General features: G+C 52.0%; 14 protein-coding genes. 10 read left to right on the forward strand and 4 right to left on the reverse strand.

What is annotated here, in order from left to right; all coding sequences use genetic code 11:
- Genes dnaA through gyrB form a run of 4 tightly spaced genes read left to right on the forward strand, consistent with a single transcriptional unit; the run spans position 1 to position 6074 of the window.
- A complete protein-coding gene (gene dnaA, locus IG609_RS00005) occupies positions 1-1398 on the forward strand; it encodes a chromosomal replication initiator protein DnaA (RefSeq protein WP_102117966.1) in 1398 nt (465 codons plus the stop codon).
- A gap of 4 nt (positions 1399-1402) precedes the next feature.
- Positions 1403-2503, forward strand: a complete 1101-nt coding sequence (gene dnaN, locus IG609_RS00010; RefSeq protein WP_116164523.1) for a DNA polymerase III subunit beta — start codon at positions 1403-1405, stop codon at positions 2501-2503.
- A gap of 49 nt (positions 2504-2552) precedes the next feature.
- Positions 2553-3638, forward strand: a complete 1086-nt coding sequence (gene recF, locus IG609_RS00015; protein WP_193400316.1) for a DNA replication/repair protein RecF — start codon at positions 2553-2555, stop codon at positions 3636-3638.
- Positions 3639-3656: 18 nt separating this feature from the next.
- Positions 3657-6074, forward strand: a complete 2418-nt coding sequence (gene gyrB, locus IG609_RS00020; protein WP_102117963.1) for a DNA topoisomerase (ATP-hydrolyzing) subunit B — start codon at positions 3657-3659, stop codon at positions 6072-6074.
- A gap of 83 nt (positions 6075-6157) precedes the next feature.
- Here the strand turns inward: gyrB and IG609_RS00025 are convergent, their stop codons facing one another.
- The 3 genes from IG609_RS00025 to IG609_RS00035 form a co-directional block, all read right to left on the reverse strand.
- Positions 6158-7348 carry an MFS transporter gene (locus IG609_RS00025; RefSeq protein WP_119870765.1) on the reverse strand — a complete coding sequence of 397 codons (1191 nt, stop codon included), beginning with the start codon at positions 7346-7348 and terminating at the stop codon, positions 6158-6160.
- A gap of 290 nt (positions 7349-7638) precedes the next feature.
- Entirely contained in the window at positions 7639-9642 is a 2004-nt protein-coding gene (locus IG609_RS00030) for a methyl-accepting chemotaxis protein (protein WP_431040724.1), read from the reverse strand.
- Positions 9643-9890: 248 nt separating this feature from the next.
- Entirely contained in the window at positions 9891-10904 is a 1014-nt protein-coding gene (locus IG609_RS00035) for a LacI family DNA-binding transcriptional regulator (RefSeq protein WP_180787271.1), read from the reverse strand.
- Positions 10905-11115: 211 nt separating this feature from the next.
- Between IG609_RS00035 and IG609_RS00040 the strand changes: the two genes are divergently transcribed.
- The 5 genes from IG609_RS00040 to yidA all read left to right on the forward strand — a co-directional run bounded on the left by IG609_RS00040 (position 11116) and on the right by yidA (position 15674).
- Complete coding sequence (locus tag IG609_RS00040; protein WP_193397261.1) at positions 11116-11421, forward strand: PTS sugar transporter subunit IIB; 306 nt, start codon at positions 11116-11118, stop codon at positions 11419-11421.
- Positions 11422-11437: 16 nt separating this feature from the next.
- Positions 11438-12751 carry a PTS sugar transporter subunit IIC gene (locus IG609_RS00045; protein WP_193397260.1) on the forward strand — a complete coding sequence of 438 codons (1314 nt, stop codon included), beginning with the start codon at positions 11438-11440 and terminating at the stop codon, positions 12749-12751.
- On the forward strand, positions 12741-13082 hold the full coding sequence (locus tag IG609_RS00050) for a PTS lactose/cellobiose transporter subunit IIA (protein WP_193397259.1): 342 nt from the start codon (positions 12741-12743) through the stop codon (positions 13080-13082). The genes IG609_RS00045 and IG609_RS00050 overlap by 11 nt, the downstream gene beginning before the upstream one ends.
- A gap of 52 nt (positions 13083-13134) precedes the next feature.
- Positions 13135-14577 (forward strand): 6-phospho-beta-glucosidase, encoded by a 1443-nt coding sequence (locus IG609_RS00055; protein ID WP_193397258.1) that lies wholly within the window; start codon positions 13135-13137, stop codon positions 14575-14577.
- Between the two features lie 281 nt (positions 14578-14858).
- Entirely contained in the window at positions 14859-15674 is an 816-nt protein-coding gene (yidA, locus tag IG609_RS00060) for a sugar-phosphatase (RefSeq protein WP_193397257.1), read from the forward strand.
- Positions 15675-15818: 144 nt separating this feature from the next.
- Here yidA and IG609_RS00065 read toward each other — a convergent pair whose 3' ends face one another.
- Complete coding sequence (locus IG609_RS00065) at positions 15819-16715, reverse strand: LysR family transcriptional regulator (protein WP_180787237.1); 897 nt, start codon at positions 16713-16715, stop codon at positions 15819-15821.
- A 142-nt stretch (positions 16716-16857) separates the two neighbouring features.
- Here IG609_RS00065 and IG609_RS00070 point away from each other — a divergent pair, with 142 nt between their 5' ends.
- Positions 16858-18408, forward strand: coding sequence for an ABC transporter substrate-binding protein (locus IG609_RS00070; RefSeq protein WP_193397256.1), 1551 nt, complete (start codon positions 16858-16860; stop codon positions 18406-18408).
- Positions 18409-18471: the final 63 nt, after the last annotated feature.

Genomic DNA, 18471 nt, shown 5'->3' on the forward strand with positions numbered 1-18471 from the left:
GTGTCACTTTCGCTTTGGCAGCAGTGTCTTGCCCGTTTGCAGGATGAGTTACCTGCCACAGAATTCAGTATGTGGATACGCCCGTTGCAGGCGGAGCTGAGTGATAACACTCTGGCGCTCTACGCCCCCAATCGCTTTGTGCTGGATTGGGTCCGTGATAAATACTTAAATAATATAAATATTTTGCTGAATGATTTCTGCGGGACGGATGCCCCTTTACTGCGTTTCGAAGTGGGAAGTAAACCGTTGGTTCAGACGGTAAGCCAGCCTGCGCAGTTGCATCACACTCCTGTCAGCGTGACACGGCAGCAGCCAGTGCGTACGGCTCCGGTACGGCCAAGCTGGGATAACTCGCCTGTACAGGCAGAGCATACCTACCGTTCGAATGTGAACCCCAAGCATACATTTGATAATTTCGTTGAGGGTAAATCGAACCAGTTAGCCCGCGCAGCGGCACGTCAGGTGGCCGATAACCCTGGTGGCGCATATAACCCACTGTTTCTTTACGGCGGCACTGGCTTGGGTAAAACGCACTTATTGCACGCGGTGGGGAATGGCATCATTGCCCGCAAGCCCAATGCGAAAGTGGTTTACATGCACTCCGAGCGTTTCGTGCAGGATATGGTTAAAGCGTTGCAGAACAATGCGATTGAAGAATTCAAACGCTACTACCGTTCTGTTGATGCACTGCTGATCGATGATATCCAATTCTTTGCTAATAAAGAGCGTTCGCAGGAAGAGTTCTTTCATACCTTTAATGCGTTGCTGGAAGGTAACCAGCAAATCATCCTGACATCTGACCGCTACCCGAAAGAGATCAACGGCGTGGAAGATCGCCTAAAATCCCGCTTTGGTTGGGGGTTAACGGTCGCGATTGAACCGCCAGAGCTGGAAACACGCGTGGCGATTCTGATGAAGAAAGCGGATGAAAACGATATTCGTCTGCCTGGCGAAGTGGCGTTCTTTATTGCCAAACGCCTGCGTTCTAACGTGCGTGAACTGGAAGGCGCACTGAACCGCGTTATCGCAAATGCTAATTTTACCGGCCGCTCGATCACCATTGATTTTGTGCGTGAGGCGCTGCGCGATCTGCTGGCGTTGCAGGAAAAACTGGTTACTATCGACAATATTCAAAAGACCGTGGCGGAATACTATAAAATCAAGGTAGCTGACCTGCTGTCTAAACGTCGTTCCCGCTCGGTGGCGCGTCCGCGCCAGATGGCGATGGCGTTGGCGAAAGAACTGACGAATCACAGCCTGCCGGAAATCGGCGATGCCTTTGGCGGGCGTGACCATACGACGGTGTTGCATGCCTGCCGCAAGATTGAGCAGTTGCGTGAAGAAAGCCACGACATCAAAGAAGATTTTTCCAATTTAATCAGAACTCTATCGTCATAACACTATGAAATTTATTGTTGAACGCGAACGTCTGTTAAAGCCATTACAACAGGTCAGCAGCCCGCTGGGCGGCCGACCGACTTTACCGATTCTGGGCAACCTGTTGATTCAGGTGACGGAAGGCGTGCTGTCGCTGACCGGTACCGATCTGGAAATGGAGATGGTAGCGAAGGTCGCGCTGACTCAACCGCATGAACCGGGTGCCACGACCGTCCCTGCCCGCAAACTGTTTGATATTTGCCGGGGTCTGCCGGAGGGCGCGGAAATCACGATTATGCTGGATGGCGATCGCATGCTGGTGCGCTCCGGCCGCAGCCGTTTCTCGCTGTCCACGCTGCCTGCAGCGGATTTCCCTAATCTGGACGACTGGCAGAGCGAGGTTGAATTCTCTCTACCGCAGGCGACGATGAAGCGTTTGATCGAAGCGACGCAGTTTTCGATGGCGCATCAGGATGTTCGCTATTACCTCAACGGCATGCTGTTTGAAACCGAAGGCGAAGAGCTTCGCACGGTCGCGACCGATGGTCACCGTTTGGCGGTTTGCGCCATGCCGGTTGGCCAATCTTTACCATCACATTCGGTGATCGTGCCGCGTAAAGGCGTGATGGAGTTGGTGCGTCTGCTGGATGGTGGTGATACCCCGCTGCAGTTGCAAATCGGCAGCAACAATATTCGTGCGCATGTCGGTGACTTCATTTTCACGTCGAAGCTCGTTGATGGTCGTTTCCCTGATTATCGCCGCGTATTGCCGAAGAACCCAGATAAAACACTGGAAGCCAGCTGCGATCTGCTCAAGCAGGCCTTCTCCCGTGCGGCGATTTTATCGAATGAAAAATTCCGCGGTGTGCGTCTGCATCTAATTAAGAATCAGCTCAAAATTACTGCTAACAACCCAGAGCAGGAAGAAGCCGAAGAGATTCTGGATGTACAATACGACAGCACCGAGATGGAAATCGGCTTTAACGTGAGCTATGTACTGGATGTGCTAAATGCGCTGAAATGCGAAGGTGTGCGTTTACTGCTGACCGATTCCGTTTCCAGCGTGCAAATCGAAGATAGCGCCAGCCGAGCCGCGGCCTATGTCGTCATGCCAATGCGGTTGTAGAATTATCGGGCAAGTTGACTTGCCCTTTCATCATTAAGATAACTGCAACATGGCCCTTACTCGTCTTCTCATCAAAGATTTCCGCAATATTGAGGCGGCCGATTTGGCGCTGGTTTCTGGCTTTAATTTTTTGGTCGGCGCCAACGGCAGCGGTAAAACCAGCGTGCTGGAAGCGATTTATACGCTCGGGCACGGGCGAGCGTTTCGTAGCATCCAGGCGGGACGCGTGATTCGTCACGATCAGCCGGAATTTGTGCTGCATGGTCGTATTGACGGTATCGAAACGGAGCGATCCGTCGGGTTAAGCAAAAACCGTCAGGGTGACAGCAAAGTGCGGATTGACGGCAGCGACGGTCATAAAATCGCTGAACTGGCGCAACTGCTACCGATACAACTGATCACCCCAGAAGGATTTACCCTGCTCAACGGCGGCCCGAAATTTCGTCGCGCCTTTCTCGACTGGGGCTGTTTCCATAATGAACCCGGCTTTTTCGCGGCCTGGAGCAACATGAAGCGTTTGTTGCGCCAGCGTAATGCAGCGCTGCGTCAGGTGAGTCACTATGGGCAGCTTAGAGCCTGGGATCAGGAACTGGCGCCGTTGGCAGAACGTATCAGCGAATGGCGTGCGCAATACGCTGAGGCGATTGCCAATGATATTGCCACGACCTGTACGCAATTTTTGCCTGAATTTTCGCTCAGTTTCTCTTTCCAGCGCGGCTGGGATAAAGAAAGTGAGTACGCCGAACTGCTGGAACGGCAGTTCGAACGCGACCGTATATTAGGTTATACGGCGCTGGGACCGCATAAAGCCGACTTCCGCATCCGCGCCAGCGGCGTGGCGGTCGAGGATATGCTGTCCCGTGGCCAGCTCAAGCTGCTGATGTGTGCGCTGAGGCTGGCTCAGGGTGAATTTCTCACCCGTCAGAACGGACTGCGCTGTCTGTATCTGATCGATGATTTTGCTTCCGAACTGGATAGTACCCGCCGCCGTTTGCTGGCTGAACGGTTAAAAGCCACCCATGCACAGGTTTTTGTCAGTGCCGTGAGCGCTGAACAGATAGAGGACATGGTTGGTGAAAAGGGCAAGATGTTCCGCGTAGAACAGGGTAAAATAACGGTTCAATCACAGGACTAAAATGAGCGAGAAACGTTGATGTCGAATTCTTATGACTCCTCAAGTATCAAGGTATTGAAAGGGCTGGATGCGGTACGTAAACGCCCAGGTATGTATATCGGCGATACGGACGACGGTACCGGCCTGCATCACATGGTATTCGAGGTTGTGGACAACGCTATCGACGAAGCACTCGCTGGCTATTGTAAAGACATTATCATCACCATCCATGCTGATAACTCGGTATCGGTGCAGGATGATGGTCGTGGTATTCCTACTGGCATTCATGAAGAAGAAGGGATTTCCGCGGCTGAAGTTATCATGACTGTGCTGCATGCAGGCGGTAAATTCGATGATAACTCATATAAAGTCTCTGGTGGCCTGCACGGCGTAGGGGTTTCCGTGGTTAACGCCCTGTCAGAAAAACTGAAACTGGTTATTCACCGCGACGGAAAACTTCACGAACAAACCTATAAACACGGCGTGGCGCAGGCTCCGCTGGCTGTTACGGGTGAAACCAACAGAACCGGTACGACGGTACGCTTCTGGCCGAGCCATGAGACGTTCACCAATGTGCTGGAATTCGAATATGAAATTCTAGCCAAGCGTCTGCGTGAGCTGTCGTTTCTGAACTCCGGCGTCTCTATCCGCCTGATTGATGAGCGTGAGAAAGATAAAGCCGATCATTACCATTATGAAGGTGGCATCAAGGCGTTTGTTGATTACCTGAACCGTAACAAGACGCCAATCCACCCGAACGTGTTTTATTTCTCGATGACGAAAGACGACATCGGTGTTGAAGTGGCGTTGCAGTGGAATGATGGCTTCCAGGAAAACATTTACTGCTTTACCAACAACATTCCGCAGCGTGATGGTGGTACGCACCTTGCCGGTTTCCGTGCCGCGATGACCCGCACGCTGAATAACTACATGGATAAAGAAGGCTACAGCAAGAAAGCCAAAATCAGCGCCACCGGTGACGATGCGCGTGAAGGGCTGATTGCCGTGGTGTCCGTGAAAGTACCCGATCCGAAATTCTCCTCGCAGACCAAAGACAAGCTGGTTTCTTCCGAAGTGAAAACCGCTGTTGAATCGCTGGTGAACGAAAAGCTGGTGGATTACCTGATGGAAAATCCGTCAGACGCCAAAATTGTGGTCGGTAAAATCATCGATGCCGCACGTGCCCGTGAAGCGGCGCGCAAAGCGCGTGATATGACGCGTCGTAAAGGTGCGCTCGATCTGGCTGGCCTGCCTGGCAAGCTGGCGGACTGTCAGGAACGCGACCCAGCACTGTCTGAACTGTATCTGGTGGAAGGGGACTCGGCGGGTGGCTCTGCTAAGCAGGGGCGTAACCGTAAGAATCAGGCGATTTTGCCGCTGAAAGGTAAAATCCTGAACGTCGAGAAAGCCCGTTTTGACAAGATGCTTTCCTCGCAGGAAGTCGCGACGCTGATCACCGCGCTGGGCTGTGGTATTGGCCGTGATGAATACAACCCGGACAAATTGCGCTATCACAGCATCATTATCATGACCGATGCCGACGTCGATGGTTCGCACATCCGTACCCTGCTGTTAACCTTCTTCTATCGCCAACTGCCTGAAATTGTTGAGCGTGGTCACGTTTATATTGCGCAACCGCCGCTGTACAAGGTGAAAAAAGGCAAGCAAGAGCAGTACATCAAAGACGATGAAGCGATGGATCAGTACCAGATTGCACTGGCGCTGGACGGCGCGACGCTGCACACCAATGCTGAAGCGCCTGCGCTGGCGGGTGAACCGCTGGAAAAACTGGTTTCTGAGCATTATGCCGTGCAGAAACAAATTGGCCGCATGGAACGCCGCTTCCCGCGTGCGTTACTGAACCGTTTGATCTATCAGCCTACGCTGTCCGAAGCCGATTTAGGCGAGCGTGAAAAAGTACAGGCGTGGGCGGAATCGCTGGTTAGCAGCCTGAACGCAAACGAAGTGCACGGCAGTACGTACAGCTTTGTGATTCACCACGACGAAGAGCGTAGTGTATTCGAACTGGCACTGCGCGTACGCACGCACGGTGTGGATACCGATTATCCTCTGGGCGCAGGCTTCGTGGCGGGTAGTGAATACCGCAAGTTGAATCAGTTGGGTGAAAAATTGCGTGGCCTGATTGAAGAAGATGCGTACATCGAACGTGGCGAACGTCGCCAGCCGGTTGCCAGCTTTGAACAAGCGCTGGACTGGCTGGTGAAAGAGTCCCGCCGTGGCTTAACCATACAGCGTTATAAAGGTCTGGGTGAAATGAACCCGGATCAGCTGTGGGAAACCACGATGGATCCGGCTAGCCGCCGCATGCTGCGTGTAACAGTGAAAGATGCCATTGCTGCCGATGAGCTGTTCACGACCCTGATGGGTGATGCGGTTGAACCGCGTCGTGCGTTTATCGAAGAGAACGCCTTGAAGGCAATGAATATCGATATCTGATTTAGATAGATTCTGACCGCTCGATCGGTTTATCAGCAACCTGAGCCAGTTCCCTACGGAGCTGGCTTTTTTATATCTTTTTATCAGGCTAGCGCACGTCGTTTAGCGCTGCGCATTTCCTGTAGCAGGGTGATGAAAGACGTGATCAGCATAAAGATAACGGCAGACCAGAAAATGGCGTGAGGATGGCCGTGATCCAGCAGCCAGCCGAACAGAACCGGTCCTGCGGCACCGCCAATGTTGAAACCGGTGGAGACAATCCCAAATACTCGTCCTTCCGCGCCCGGCGGAGAGGCGGCGCGCACCAGCATATCCCGAGAAGGGGCGATCATGCCGGAGAGGAAACCAGCGGCGGCCAACAACGGCACGAGCACAACGGTGGGTAAAGAATACATGGCAACGATACTGACCAGCACGGCGGTGACGGCTAACGCCGCCGTCGCCACCAGCCCGTGGCGTTTAGTTTTATCTGCCAATGAGCCGCCAGCCAATACGCCAAAGGCGCTGGCGAACAGGAATGCGGTCAGCGCCACGTTAGCCTGTGACAGCGACAAATCGTAGCCCGTGACTAACGCCGTCACCGAGAAGTTCTGGATTGAACCCGTACTTAAATTCAGCAGCAGGAACAGAATGAGCAGCGCCAGAATCGGCAGCGTGAAAACGGGTGCGCGCGATTTGCTCGGCTGGGTGCCTGTTGCTGCCGCAGGTTTCACTCGGATGGGCTCATCGCGATCGGTCAGAAGCAGCGGTATCGTCAGCAAGCCGAGAACGCCGGAAACGATGAATGCGCTACTGATGCCGGAAAAGGCGGCAACGGACAGCAAAATACCGGGCGCAATGGCCGTGCCCAGAAAGCCGGAAAACGTATGCACCGAGAACGCGCGGCCCATGCGTTTCTCATCAATCCCGCGCGACAGCAAGGCGTAATCCGCCGGATGGTAAACTGCGTTCGCTACCCCAGCGAGTCCCATCGCGGCGACCAGCCAAACGTAGCTGCCTGAAAAACCGAGCGAGAGAAAACAGAGGCTTCCGAGCGTGATCCCGGCGGTTAACGTACGGCGTGCGCCGATACGGTCCACCATAAAACCAATCGGTGTCTGCACGCAGGCGGAGACAATGTTGAATACGCTGAGCGCAAAACCGAGCTCGACAAAGCTAATATCACGCTGGGCTGACAGCAGCGGAATGAGCGCGGGCAGCACCATCATATGGAAGTGACTCACCAGATGCGCTGATGAGATTTGCGCTAGTAGCGGTAGTTTTATGAATTTCATGTTGTTTTTGCAGCTTACAGGTCTGTAGATTTTATTATCGTGAGAGCTGGCGCAGGAACAGGGCGTCACTCCCTGGCAAATGGATCATAAGGTTAGCCTATTACTTATATCATCTATGGCGAATATTGATACCCGCCTTTTCGGCAGAATAGGGAGAGAATGGCATGACGAGTAAATCGTATTTGGGGGGTATTTGGTCAGATTCGTTCGAGGATTGCTGTCCACGCTGGGAATAACGCACAGGCCGTTTCCGGCCCGTGCGGGTGAGTTGGTGAAGGAAGAAATGGTGATTACGAGAGCTTAAATACCAGCACCGTTTGCGCGAGCTGTCTGGCCTGTTCTTCCAGTGACGCTGCCGCCGCCGTGGCTTCCTGCACCAGCGCGGCGTTCTGTTGGGTGACACCATCCATCTCGTGAACGGCCTGTGTCACCTGACTGATCCCGCGCGATTGTTCATCCGACGCTGAGACGATCTCATCCATGATGTCTTTTACCGACGTGACGGCACTCAGCATTTCTTGCATGGTCTCACCGGCGTTCTGCACCAGCGTGACACCACTGTCGACGCGGCTGGCGGATTCTGTAATCAGCGCGGTGATATCTTTTACGGCACTGGCGCTGCGCTGCGCGAGATTACGTACCTCGTTGGCAACAACGGCAAAACCGCGCCCTTGTTCGCCCGCTCTGGCCGCTTCCACCGCCGCGTTGAGTGCCAGAATATTGGTCTGGAACGCGATGCCGTTGATGATACTGGTAATGTCGGCAATTTTCTTCGAACTGTCGTCGATCTCATTCATTATATGAACAACCTGACCGACAATCTTGTCGCCTTTCTGGGCAATGTGGGCCGCGTTCTGCGCCAGAGTTGTGGCGTTATGGGCGTTATCCGCATTCTGTTTCACCGTCGCCGTAATCTGTTCCATGCTGGCGGCGGTTTCTTCCAACGCCGCTGCCTGCTGCTCGGTGCGCGAAGCAAGATCGATGTTGCCTGCCGCAATTTCCGTCGCACCGTGGCTGACGGATTCGCTGGTGCTAATTAGCTGCTCGGCGATATCTCTCAACTGTGCCTGCATGGTGTGCATTGCGTAAAAAATACTGCCGTCGTCCTTTGGCTGCACGGGGATAATTTGCGTTAAATCCCCTTGTGCCACGGATAGCGCGATCTGCGCGGCCTGAGCGGGTTCCCCGCCGATAGGACGGGCAACCTTGTGGTTAAAGATGATGCCCAGTACGCCGGAAACGACCACGATACTCAGCACTATAAGCAGTAGCGCCATGTTGCGCTGCTGCACCGTTTCCGCCATCACCACATTAACGGGAGCAGACAGGCCGAGCATCCAAGGCGTACCGGTATCGCCGATTTTTACTGGCACATACACGTTAAACGCCGGCGTGTTCAGCACGGCACTGTTACGTTCGATCTGATAAGGCTGACCGGTGGTGGCATGTTCAAGCAGCGTTGGGTCATTTTCAATTTTTTTGGTCACCCGAGCGTTGTCGGGATGAGAAATATAGGCACCCGTGTGGGACAGCAGCTGTGCATAGCCTGAGCCTTTATAGGGTTTGATGTCATTAGCGAGCCGTTGCAGTGTATCCAGCGAAAAGTCTGCGGTGACGGAGCCGTAAAATTTGTTGTTGATGATAATAGGCACGGCAATGGAGGTCAGCAGGACATCGACGCCGTTGTAGGGGTAGCTATACGGTTCCAGAATCACTTCTTTCTGGAGCTTTTTCGGTAGCAGATAGTAGTCGCCGCTGCCGGGCGTTTCATAATCCACCAGATTATGCAGAGCAACGTTGCCTGCGGTATCGCGATCGACATAGCGGACGAAGCGGCCTTGCGGGTCCTGATCGGGTTGACTGGCGAACTCCCGATCTTTGCCGTCAAACGCATCGGGTTCCCACGCCAGCGACATCGAAAGGAAGTCGGGATGACTCTTCAGCGCATTCTTCAGCAGTGTCTCCGCAGTTTTTCGATCGGCGTTACCTGCTTCTTGCAGGCTGACCACGCTCTGCACCAAATTACGTGCCGCATGGAGTGCGACATCCAGTTTTTGCTGAATCAGGTAGCTGTTGGTATACGCCGTTTGCTCAAGATACTGCTGTGCGATGGTCTTTTGCTGCTGGCCAGATTGCCAAATCAGCAGGCCGATGGTGAGAATAAAACCGAGTGCGATGGTGGTGACGCCCGCCAGGAGCATCAGCATCCGTGTGCTGAGTTTTCTTCTTAACGCGGTTGGCGAGGAATGAATGGGTAGATTGCTGTGATTAACCGGTAACAGTGTTGTAGACATATGCGTAATATCCTCGAGGATATAAGCGCCTGTAGGCACCTTGTTTCATAAAAGAATCAATCGATTGTCTTCCTTTCTGTTTTGGCGTCATTCCCTTGCGCGACTCGTCATTATTTGTGATGTAAGTCACAAATAAATTATCGGCGAGAAACACTATGTCTTTAGATTATTCACGAAAATGTCACAAATCAGGTGGTACTTAAATCAAGATAGCAGTGAGGCAGGACGCCTCACTGCGTGAGCGAGGATTAGGCGGCAGGGCCTTTGTTGACGGAATCGCGGATAATCAATTCGCCTTTGAAGGCTGGCGTAGGCGCGATGGTTTCACCTTCCAGTCGGCACAGCAGTTTCTCAAGGGTATAGCTGATCATCTCGGCGACGGGCACATGCACGGTAGTGAGGGGCGGGTAGAACCATGATGCCATCGGTAAATCATCGAACCCCAGTAGCGAGACATCCTGCGGAATCGCGAGGCCGTGTTCGCGTAGCGCTTTGGCCGCGCCAATCGCCATATCGTCATTACTGGCGACGAGCGCACTGAAGGTGGCAGACCGCTGAAGCAGGATTTGTGCCGCCGTATAGCCGCTGTCATGGGTCCAGTCACCTGGTGCAACCAGCCCGTCATTATAGGGAATCCCGTTTTCCTCCAGCGCCTGCCGGTAGCCCGCCAGTCGGCTTGTACCCGTGGGGGAGTTCGCCGATCCACAGACAAAGGCGATATCACGGTGGCCCTGTGCTATCAGGTAATTGACGGCATCATGGCAGTGCTGCTGGTGATTGGCGCAGATGCCGTTATCGCCGTGCTGATGCAGTGTGCGGTTCACGACCATGATCGGCTGATCGTGCTGTTCGATAATCTCTTCCAGTTCATTCGTAGAGAGAAAACGCGGATAGATAATGACGGCATCGCAGCGTAAATCGAGCAGGAACTGGATCGCTTCGCGCTCTTCTTCCGCGCTGTGCTTGCCATCTGCCATGATGAGCTGCCGCCCGTATTTCTCCGTCATGGTTGCCGTTTGGAACAGCAATTCGCTGAAATAGGGGCCGCTGTACAGCGTGTTGGTCACAACCAAACCAATAATTTGCGATTTGCTCGTGGCGAGCTGGCGCGCCAGCAGGTTGGGCCGGTAGCCAATCTCTTCAATCGCCTGGAATACCCGATCCCGCGTGGTTTTACTGACGTAGTTATTCCCTGTCAGCACGCGTGATACGGTGGCTTTGGATACACCGGCTTTTTTCGCTACATCGAGCATGGTTACCATCGTACTTTCTCGCTCTCCTGTACTGCCTGATGTCGTCATTATAGGGAAAAATCCTCCTTTTTTATCACCAATAACAAGTGTAGGGATAAAAATATTCCCCGATTGCGCTATTTATGATCGCCTTCAAAAAATAGTAAAAACAATATGAAACCGGTTGCATATTATTTTGTGTCTTGCTTGAATAATAAAAAAACGGACGGTGAGGTGCAGTATGAATAAGATTTTACTCTGTTGCGCAGCAGGAATGTCTACCAGCATGCTGGTACAGCGGATGGAAAAGGTCGCCGAGAAAAATGCGATCGCTGTTGAGATAAAAGCCGTGGGTTTTGAAGAGTTTAATGAGCTAATTGATGAATATGATTGCTGCCTTCTGGGGCCGCAGATTAAGTATAAATTGCCTGAATTCAAGGCGATAGCTGACGAGAAAGCGAAGCCGATCGCGGTCATTAATATGGTCGATTACGGCATGATGAATGGGGAAAAAGTCCTTAACGATGCCCTGGCGATGATCGCGTAATATAACGGGAGGAATAATGAGTAAATTAAGCGAGTCATTATTCAGCGTTATCGAAAACCGTATTAGCCCCATTGCGGCTAAACTTTCCAGCCAGCGTCATGTCGTTGCCATTAAAGATGGCTTCATTGCCTCGATGCCGTTTTTAATTGTTGGCTCTTTTATGATGTTATTCGCTCATCCACCTTTTAGCCCGAATAGTGAATGGGCTTTTGCACAGTGGTGGCTGGGGATGGTGGAACGCCACGGCGAACAAATCATGATGCCCTATAACATGACGATGGGCATTATGGCGGTGTATATCACCAGCGCCATCGCTTATAACCTGGCACAGAGCTATAAAATGAACGGCTTTATGGCGGCCAGTCTGGCGCTGATGTCGTTTATGGTCGTTGCGGCGCCGCAAATCGACAAAAGCCTGCCGGTCGGGTCGCTGGGCGGCGAGGGAATTTTCACCGCGATTATCGTGGCGATCTATTCGACGGAACTGATGCACTTTTTGCAGAAGCACAATGTTGGTATCCGCCTGCCTGAACAGGTACCGCCGAAAATCCGCCAGTCTTTCGATCTGCTGATCCCGATTCTTGCTATCTTCCTGACGCTTTTCCCGCTTAGCCTGTTTATGCAGAGCCAGTTCGGCATGTTGTTACCGCAGGCGATTATGGCCGTCTTCGCGCCGATTATCTCGGCATCCGACTCGCTCCCCGCCATCCTGATCGCGGTGCTGCTCTGCCATCTGCTGTGGTTTGCTGGGATTCACGGGGCGGTTATCGTCGGCGGCATTTTGCAGGCGTTCTGGCTGACTAACTTAGGGATCAATCAGGAAGCGTTTAACACGGGCGCACCGATCACCAAAATTTTTATTGAACCCTTCTGGCAGTTCTTCATTACGGTGGGCGGCTCGGGAGCGACCATGGGGCTGGTCTTTCTCTACTTGCGTAGCCGTTCTGCTCACCTGCGCTCCATCGGCAAGTTGGCCGTGGTGCCAAGCATGTTCAACATCAACGAACCGGTGATTTTTGGTTCACCCGTCGTGATGAACCCGCTGCTGTTCATCCCATTTATTACCGCGCCGCTGGTGAACGCCATCCTTGCTTATATCGCATTAAAAACCGATTTGGTACACCGCGTCATTTCTCTTGCACCCTGGACAACGCCGGGCCCGATTGGCGCAGCCTGGTCTACGGGGTGGGACTGGCGTGCGGTGGTGCTGGTGGGGGTACTGATTGTCGTTTCGTCCTTAATCTATTACCCCTTCTTCAAAATGTATGAACGTCAGCTGGTCGCACAAGAAGTGGGGACGGCAGAGGAGGCAGTGAGTGATGCGCGATGAAACCATTCTTGATGAAACGACAGTAATGGAACTGATTATCTATGCGGGAGAGGCACGTTCCAGCTCGATGGAAGCGCTGATCGCCGCCAGAAAATACGACTGGGACAGGGCTGAGGAACTGCTTAACACGGCTTCTGTGGTGGCGCGTAAAGCCCATCAAATCCAGACTGCCCTGATTGGTGCCGATGAGGGCAGCGGAAAAATCCCGGTCAACCTGATTCTGGTTCACGCGCAAGATCACCTGATGAACGCGATGCTATGCCGTGAGCTGGTGGAGGAGCTGATTCAACTGCATCGGGAAATCTCCACCCTGAAACAATCTATCCATTAAACCGATTGTAAATGAACAACATGTAAATCTGAACTAACGAAAAGGAAACAAGATGTCTGCTGAACAATTACCGAAAGACTTTCTGTGGGGCGGCGCGGTAGCGGCGCATCAAGTTGAAGGTGGTTGGGATCAAGGCGGCAAAGGCGTCAGCATTTGTGATGTCCTGTCCGGCGGTGCTCACGGCGTTGACCGTGTGATTACCGATGGCGTACAGCCTGGTGTCAGTTATCCAAACCATCAGGCGGTGGAGTTCTATTCCCACTATAAGCAGGATATTGCCCTGTTCGCCGAAATGGGCTTCAAATGCTTCCGCACCTCGATTGCCTGGACGCGTATTTTCCCCAATGGCGATGAGCTGGAGCCGAATGAAGTCGGTCTGCAATTCTATGACGACCTGTTTGATGAGCTGTTGAAATACAACATCGAGCCAGTGATTACGCTGTCTCACTTCGAGATGCCACATCATCTGGTTAAGCAATACGGCGGCTGGCTGAACCGTAAAGTGGTGGATTTCTTTGTCCGCTACAGCGAAGTGGTTATGAAGCGTTATCAGTCTAAAGTGAAATACTGGATGACCTTCAATGAGATCAATAACCAGCGTAACTGGCAGTATCCGCTGTTTGGCTACTGCTGTTCCGGCGTGATTTTTACCGATCACGACAAGCCAGAGCAGGCGATGTACCAAACGCTGCACCACCAGTTTGTCGCCAGTGCGAAAGTGGTGAAGCTGGGTCATGAAATTAACCCGAATTTCAAAATTGGCTGCATGCTGGCGCTGGTGCCGATCTATCCGTGGTCATGCCATCCAGATGACGTGATGTTTGCCCAGGAAGCGATGCGCCAACGCCACCTGTTCGGTGATGTGCAACTGCGTGGTTACTACCCGTCTTACATCCTGAAAGAGTGGGCGCGCAAAGGCTATCAGATTGATATGCAGCCGGAAGACGAACGGACGCTGCGCGAAGGCTGCACGGACTATCTGGGCTTCAGCTACTACATGAGCAGCGCGGTGCAGTTGGCGGCAAAAGGCCAGAAAAAGGAAGATGCGATTACGGGCTTTGACGGCGGCGTGAAGAACCCGCATGTGAAGGCATCGGAGTGGGGCTGGCAGATCGATCCGGTTGGCCTGCGCTATACGCTGAACAGCTTCTACGAGCGTTATCAGAAACCGATGTTCATCGTCGAAAACGGCTTTGGCGCGGTAGACAAGGTGGAAACCGACGGCAGCATTAGCGACGATTACCGCATCGAATACCTCAAGGCGCATATCGATCAGATGAAGAAAGCGGTTGTGGAAGACGGCGTGGAACTCATGGGCTATACCCCGTGGGGCTGCATCGACTGCGTGTCGTTCACCACGGGCCAGTACAACAAACGCTACGGTTTCATCCACGTGGATAAACACGATGATGGCACTGGCACGTTCAAGCGCTCGAAGAAAAAGAGCTTCGACTGGTATAAGAAGGTGATCGCCAGCAACGGCACTGAATTATAACGGCGATTACAGGAAAACGTTGGTCACAGAGCCGTGCTTAGCCGCACGGCTTTTTACGTTATACCCGTCATACTTCAAGTTGCATGTGCGTTGGCTCCATTCGGTCACCCGAATCACTTACTTGAGTAAGCTCATCGGGATTCTCTCATTCGCCGCCTTCCTGAAACTCGAATTATTTAGGGTATATATGTAATACGCCTGTCACCCTGCTGTATTTCACTAACGACTTCATCGCTGAATCGCGTTAGCATGAAAACAGATAACTTGATGCTGGAAAAACTATGTCTGTAAAACTGATCGCGATTGATATGGACGGGACGTTGCTGACGCCCCAAAATCAAATTTCACCTGCGGTAAAAGCCGCGATTACCGCTGCCAGAGAGAAAGGCGTGCAAGTTGTGCTGGCTACCGGTCGCCCCTACATCGGCGTGGAACGCTACCTGATGGAGTTGGATTTGCAGCAGGAAGGCTGTTACTGCATCACCAATAACGGTGCGCTGGTACAGCGTACGGTCAATGGCGACTGTGTGGCGCAAACGGCGCTGAGCTTCGATGATTATCTCTATTTCGAAGCACTGGCCTGCAAACTGGGCGTCCATTTCCACGCGCTGGACTTCAATTTCGTCTATACCGCCAATAAAGACATCAGCCCTTACACCATTCATGAATCTCACCTGACCGGGATGCCGTTGAAGTATCGCGCGATAGAGGAAATGGATCGCAGCCTGACGTTCCCGAAAGTGATGATGATTGATGAGCCAGAGATCTTGGATCGCGCCATCAGCCAGTTGCCACCGGAAGCCTTTGAACGCTACACCATCATGAAGAGCGCCGAATACTATCTGGAAATTCTGGATAAACGCGTCAACAAAGGTGAAGGCGTGAAGATGCTGGCGGAGCACCTCGGCATTCCACGTGAAAGCGTCATGACGCTGGGTGACCAGCAGAACGATCTGGCGATGATTCGCTATGCGGGTATCGGCGTCGCGATGGGCAATGCCATCGACGAAGTGAAAGCAGCCAGCCAGTTCGTCACCAAAACCAACATCGAAGACGGTGTCGCCTACGCGATCGAGAAATTTGTGCTGAATGCCTGATTAGAGAGATATAAATTGGAATAGCCATCAATGATGGCTATTTTTATTTAAAATAATAATCTGCTATTTATTTTTTATAAATCCATTCCCCAGTAGTCATTATTCAATAAATACATTAATAAAAATAACGATTTTTGCTGGAAATTATTTTAATTCCAGACTGCTCGCTATTTTTTCTTTCATAACCTGAGTGATGTGATTCACCACCTGGCTGCGGGGAATTTGCGGGGGATAAACCGCGCAATACGCCATTTTTATATCAGGATTGAAAGGCTTAACGATAACCGGCGAAGGGCTGTTCAGGGCGGTAATAAAATCCACCACGCCGATGCCGACGTTTCTTGATGCCAGCACGCAGCAGTTAGCCATTGAGGTTTCGATGGGGTTATGCAGATAGATCTGCTCTTTTCTGGAGGAGATATCAAGCTGCGCCCGCAGTGGTGTGGTTCTTCCCGGCAGAATAGCGCGCGTACTGGCCAGGTCGGCAAGCGTAATTTCATCCGCCGTGGCAAGAGGGTGATCCACCGCTAACACCGCGACAGCACTGGCGTCCGCCAGTGGTTCAGCTTCCAGCCCTTTGATGCCCGGCTGGCCAAAAATAAAGCCGACGTCATACTGATTTTCAGAAATGGCGCTCGTAATATGGCTACTGCTTTCTATGTCTAAAAACAGGGAAAGATCGGGGTATTTCTTGAGTAAGGTAGGGAGAACCTGATCTGAACAAAGAAACGAGAGCGCCTGAACGGCGGCGATGCGCAGCACGCTGCCCTTGGCATGGCGAATTTCATCCGCAATCATCCCGATGTGATCCAACCCCAGATAAAGACGCTCGACTTCGCGATACAGCTTCATCGCCTCCGCGCGTGGAACCAGGCCGCGCCCGTCCCTATCGAACAGCTTAAGGTTCAGTGCGTCTTCAAAGTCCTTAATGAGTCGGCTGACCGCGGGCTGGGTGATGTACATCATGTTTGCGGCAGCGGTGATGCCTCCAGTGAGGATGACTTTATGAAAGGCTTCAACCTGGCGGGGATTGATACGCATGCTCGTCACCTTAAAACATAACATTTAGTTATCAATTTAACACAAAATGCAATTTTTCATTATCCAATCTCGCGCATAGACTGACAATCATAAGATTTAATACACTTCACTAGTAATCAATCATGGAATAGAGGGTTAGTGAATGAAGAAATCAACGCTGGCGTTATTGTTTACCGTTTTATTTTCATCTTCACCTTTGGTTTATAGCGCGGACCTGAATATCGGTTTGGCTTCCTCCACCACATCAATGGATCCACAGTTTTATGTGAGTGGGGCGAATAGCGCAATGGCGCGCAATATTTTTGACGGTTTGGTTGTACAGGATGAAAAACAGCAGATTGCATCTGCCCTGGCAACCAGTTGGAAAGTGATTGACGACAAGACGTGGGAATTTGCATTGCGTCCTGGCGTTAAGTTTCACGACGGCAGTGATTTTACGGCTAAAGATGTGATTGCCAGCATCAAGCGTGTTGCGCTGGCATCGAAAAACAGCCCTAGCTCTTATGCACCTTACGTCAGCGACATTGCTGAGGTAATAGAAGTAAATCCACTAACGGTGCGGATTAAGACAAAAGAGGCTTCGCCGCTGCTGCTGAATAATTTAAGTCGAGTTTCCATTTTGCCTGCTCGACTTGAGAACGTCCCAACGGAAACGTTGAATTCAGGAAAAGATGTGATTGGTACAGGGCCATTCAAATTTGTTTCCTGGGTGCCGGACGACCGAGTAGTCCTTGTTCGAAATGACGATTACTGGGGAGGAAAAGCAGAGTGGGACAACGTTACTGTCCGTGTATTTAAAAACAGTAGTGCACGTGTAGCAGCCGTATTATCCGGTGATGTGGACATGATTGAAAACGTTCCAACAGCCGATAGCAGTAATATTGAAAAAAATCCGCAGTTAAAAACGATTTCAACACCAGGGAATCGTGTTATTTACCTTCACATGGACCAGCAGCGAGATGAATCACCGTTCGCCAAAGGTCCTGATGGTAAAAACCCATTACTAAAAAAAGAAGTACGCCAGGCGATGTCTTTAGCTATTAATCGCCAGGCAATCGTTGACCGTGTGATGGAGGGGCAGGCTGTTGTTGCCTCTCAGCTTGTACCTAAGGGGTACCTAGGTTATTCCGCTTCCATTCCTGCGCCGGTTTATAATCCGGATAAAGCCAAACAGGAACTGGCGGCGGCGGGTTACCCCGACGGCTTCACGCTGACCTTCCACGCGTCGAACGATCGTTATCCTAATGATTCTAAAATTGCTCAGGCCATTGGCCAAATGTTCACACGGGCTGGTATCAAAACCGAGGTGGTTACGATGCCCGGCAGTGTGTACTTCTCACGTGCGTCCCGTCTCGAATTCAGTTTGATTATGGGCGGGGCCGCGATTGAAACCGGGGAAGCTTCTGGCGTATTGGGGCCATTGTTAGAAACCTTTGGCCCCAATGCAGGACAGGGTAATCGTGGTCGCTATTCCAATCCTGTCTTTGATAAAACGCTGAACGAAGCACGTGTCACGCTGGATGAAACCAAACGTGGTGCGCTGCTGGCTGAGGCGATGAACATTGGCATGAACGATCTGGGTGTGATTCCGGTGATGTTCCTGTCCAACACCTGGGCGATGAAAAAGCAGTATACCTACGTGGGCCGTTCCGATGCCTACACGCTGCCGTACTTCGTCCGTTCTGCGAAATAGTCACCTGTCATTTATGATTCAAATAAGGGGTGAGTATTCACCCCTTATCTATCCGTAACAAGG

Origin of the sequence: Pectobacterium quasiaquaticum, assembly GCF_014946775.2 — a bacterium.
In the GTDB taxonomy this organism is placed as follows: Bacteria; Pseudomonadota; Gammaproteobacteria; order Enterobacterales; family Enterobacteriaceae; genus Pectobacterium; species Pectobacterium aquaticum.

What these genes read in the sequence shown, in the direction of transcription:
- yidA (WP_193397257.1), top strand. Translation starts at nt 14,859, where the DNA reads ATGTCTGTAAAACTGATCGCGATTGATATGGACGGGACGTTGCTGACG.
- IG609_RS00070 (WP_193397256.1), top strand. Translation starts at nt 16,858, where the DNA reads ATGAAGAAATCAACGCTGGCGTTATTGTTTACCGTTTTATTTTCATCT.
- IG609_RS00025 (WP_119870765.1), bottom strand. Translation starts at nt 7,348, where the DNA reads ATGAAATTCATAAAACTACCGCTACTAGCGCAAATCTCATCAGCGCAT.
- IG609_RS00045 (WP_193397260.1), top strand. Translation starts at nt 11,438, where the DNA reads ATGAGTAAATTAAGCGAGTCATTATTCAGCGTTATCGAAAACCGTATT.
- IG609_RS00050 (WP_193397259.1), top strand. Translation starts at nt 12,741, where the DNA reads ATGCGCGATGAAACCATTCTTGATGAAACGACAGTAATGGAACTGATT.
- IG609_RS00065 (WP_180787237.1), bottom strand. Translation starts at nt 16,715, where the DNA reads ATGCGTATCAATCCCCGCCAGGTTGAAGCCTTTCATAAAGTCATCCTC.
- IG609_RS00040 (WP_193397261.1), top strand. Translation starts at nt 11,116, where the DNA reads ATGAATAAGATTTTACTCTGTTGCGCAGCAGGAATGTCTACCAGCATG.
- gyrB (WP_102117963.1), top strand. Translation starts at nt 3,657, where the DNA reads ATGTCGAATTCTTATGACTCCTCAAGTATCAAGGTATTGAAAGGGCTG.
- recF (WP_193400316.1), top strand. Translation starts at nt 2,553, where the DNA reads ATGGCCCTTACTCGTCTTCTCATCAAAGATTTCCGCAATATTGAGGCG.
- IG609_RS00035 (WP_180787271.1), bottom strand. Translation starts at nt 10,904, where the DNA reads ATGGTAACCATGCTCGATGTAGCGAAAAAAGCCGGTGTATCCAAAGCC.
- dnaN (WP_116164523.1), top strand. Translation starts at nt 1,403, where the DNA reads ATGAAATTTATTGTTGAACGCGAACGTCTGTTAAAGCCATTACAACAG.
- IG609_RS00055 (WP_193397258.1), top strand. Translation starts at nt 13,135, where the DNA reads ATGTCTGCTGAACAATTACCGAAAGACTTTCTGTGGGGCGGCGCGGTA.
- IG609_RS00030 (WP_431040724.1), bottom strand. Translation starts at nt 9,642, where the DNA reads ATGTCTACAACACTGTTACCGGTTAATCACAGCAATCTACCCATTCAT.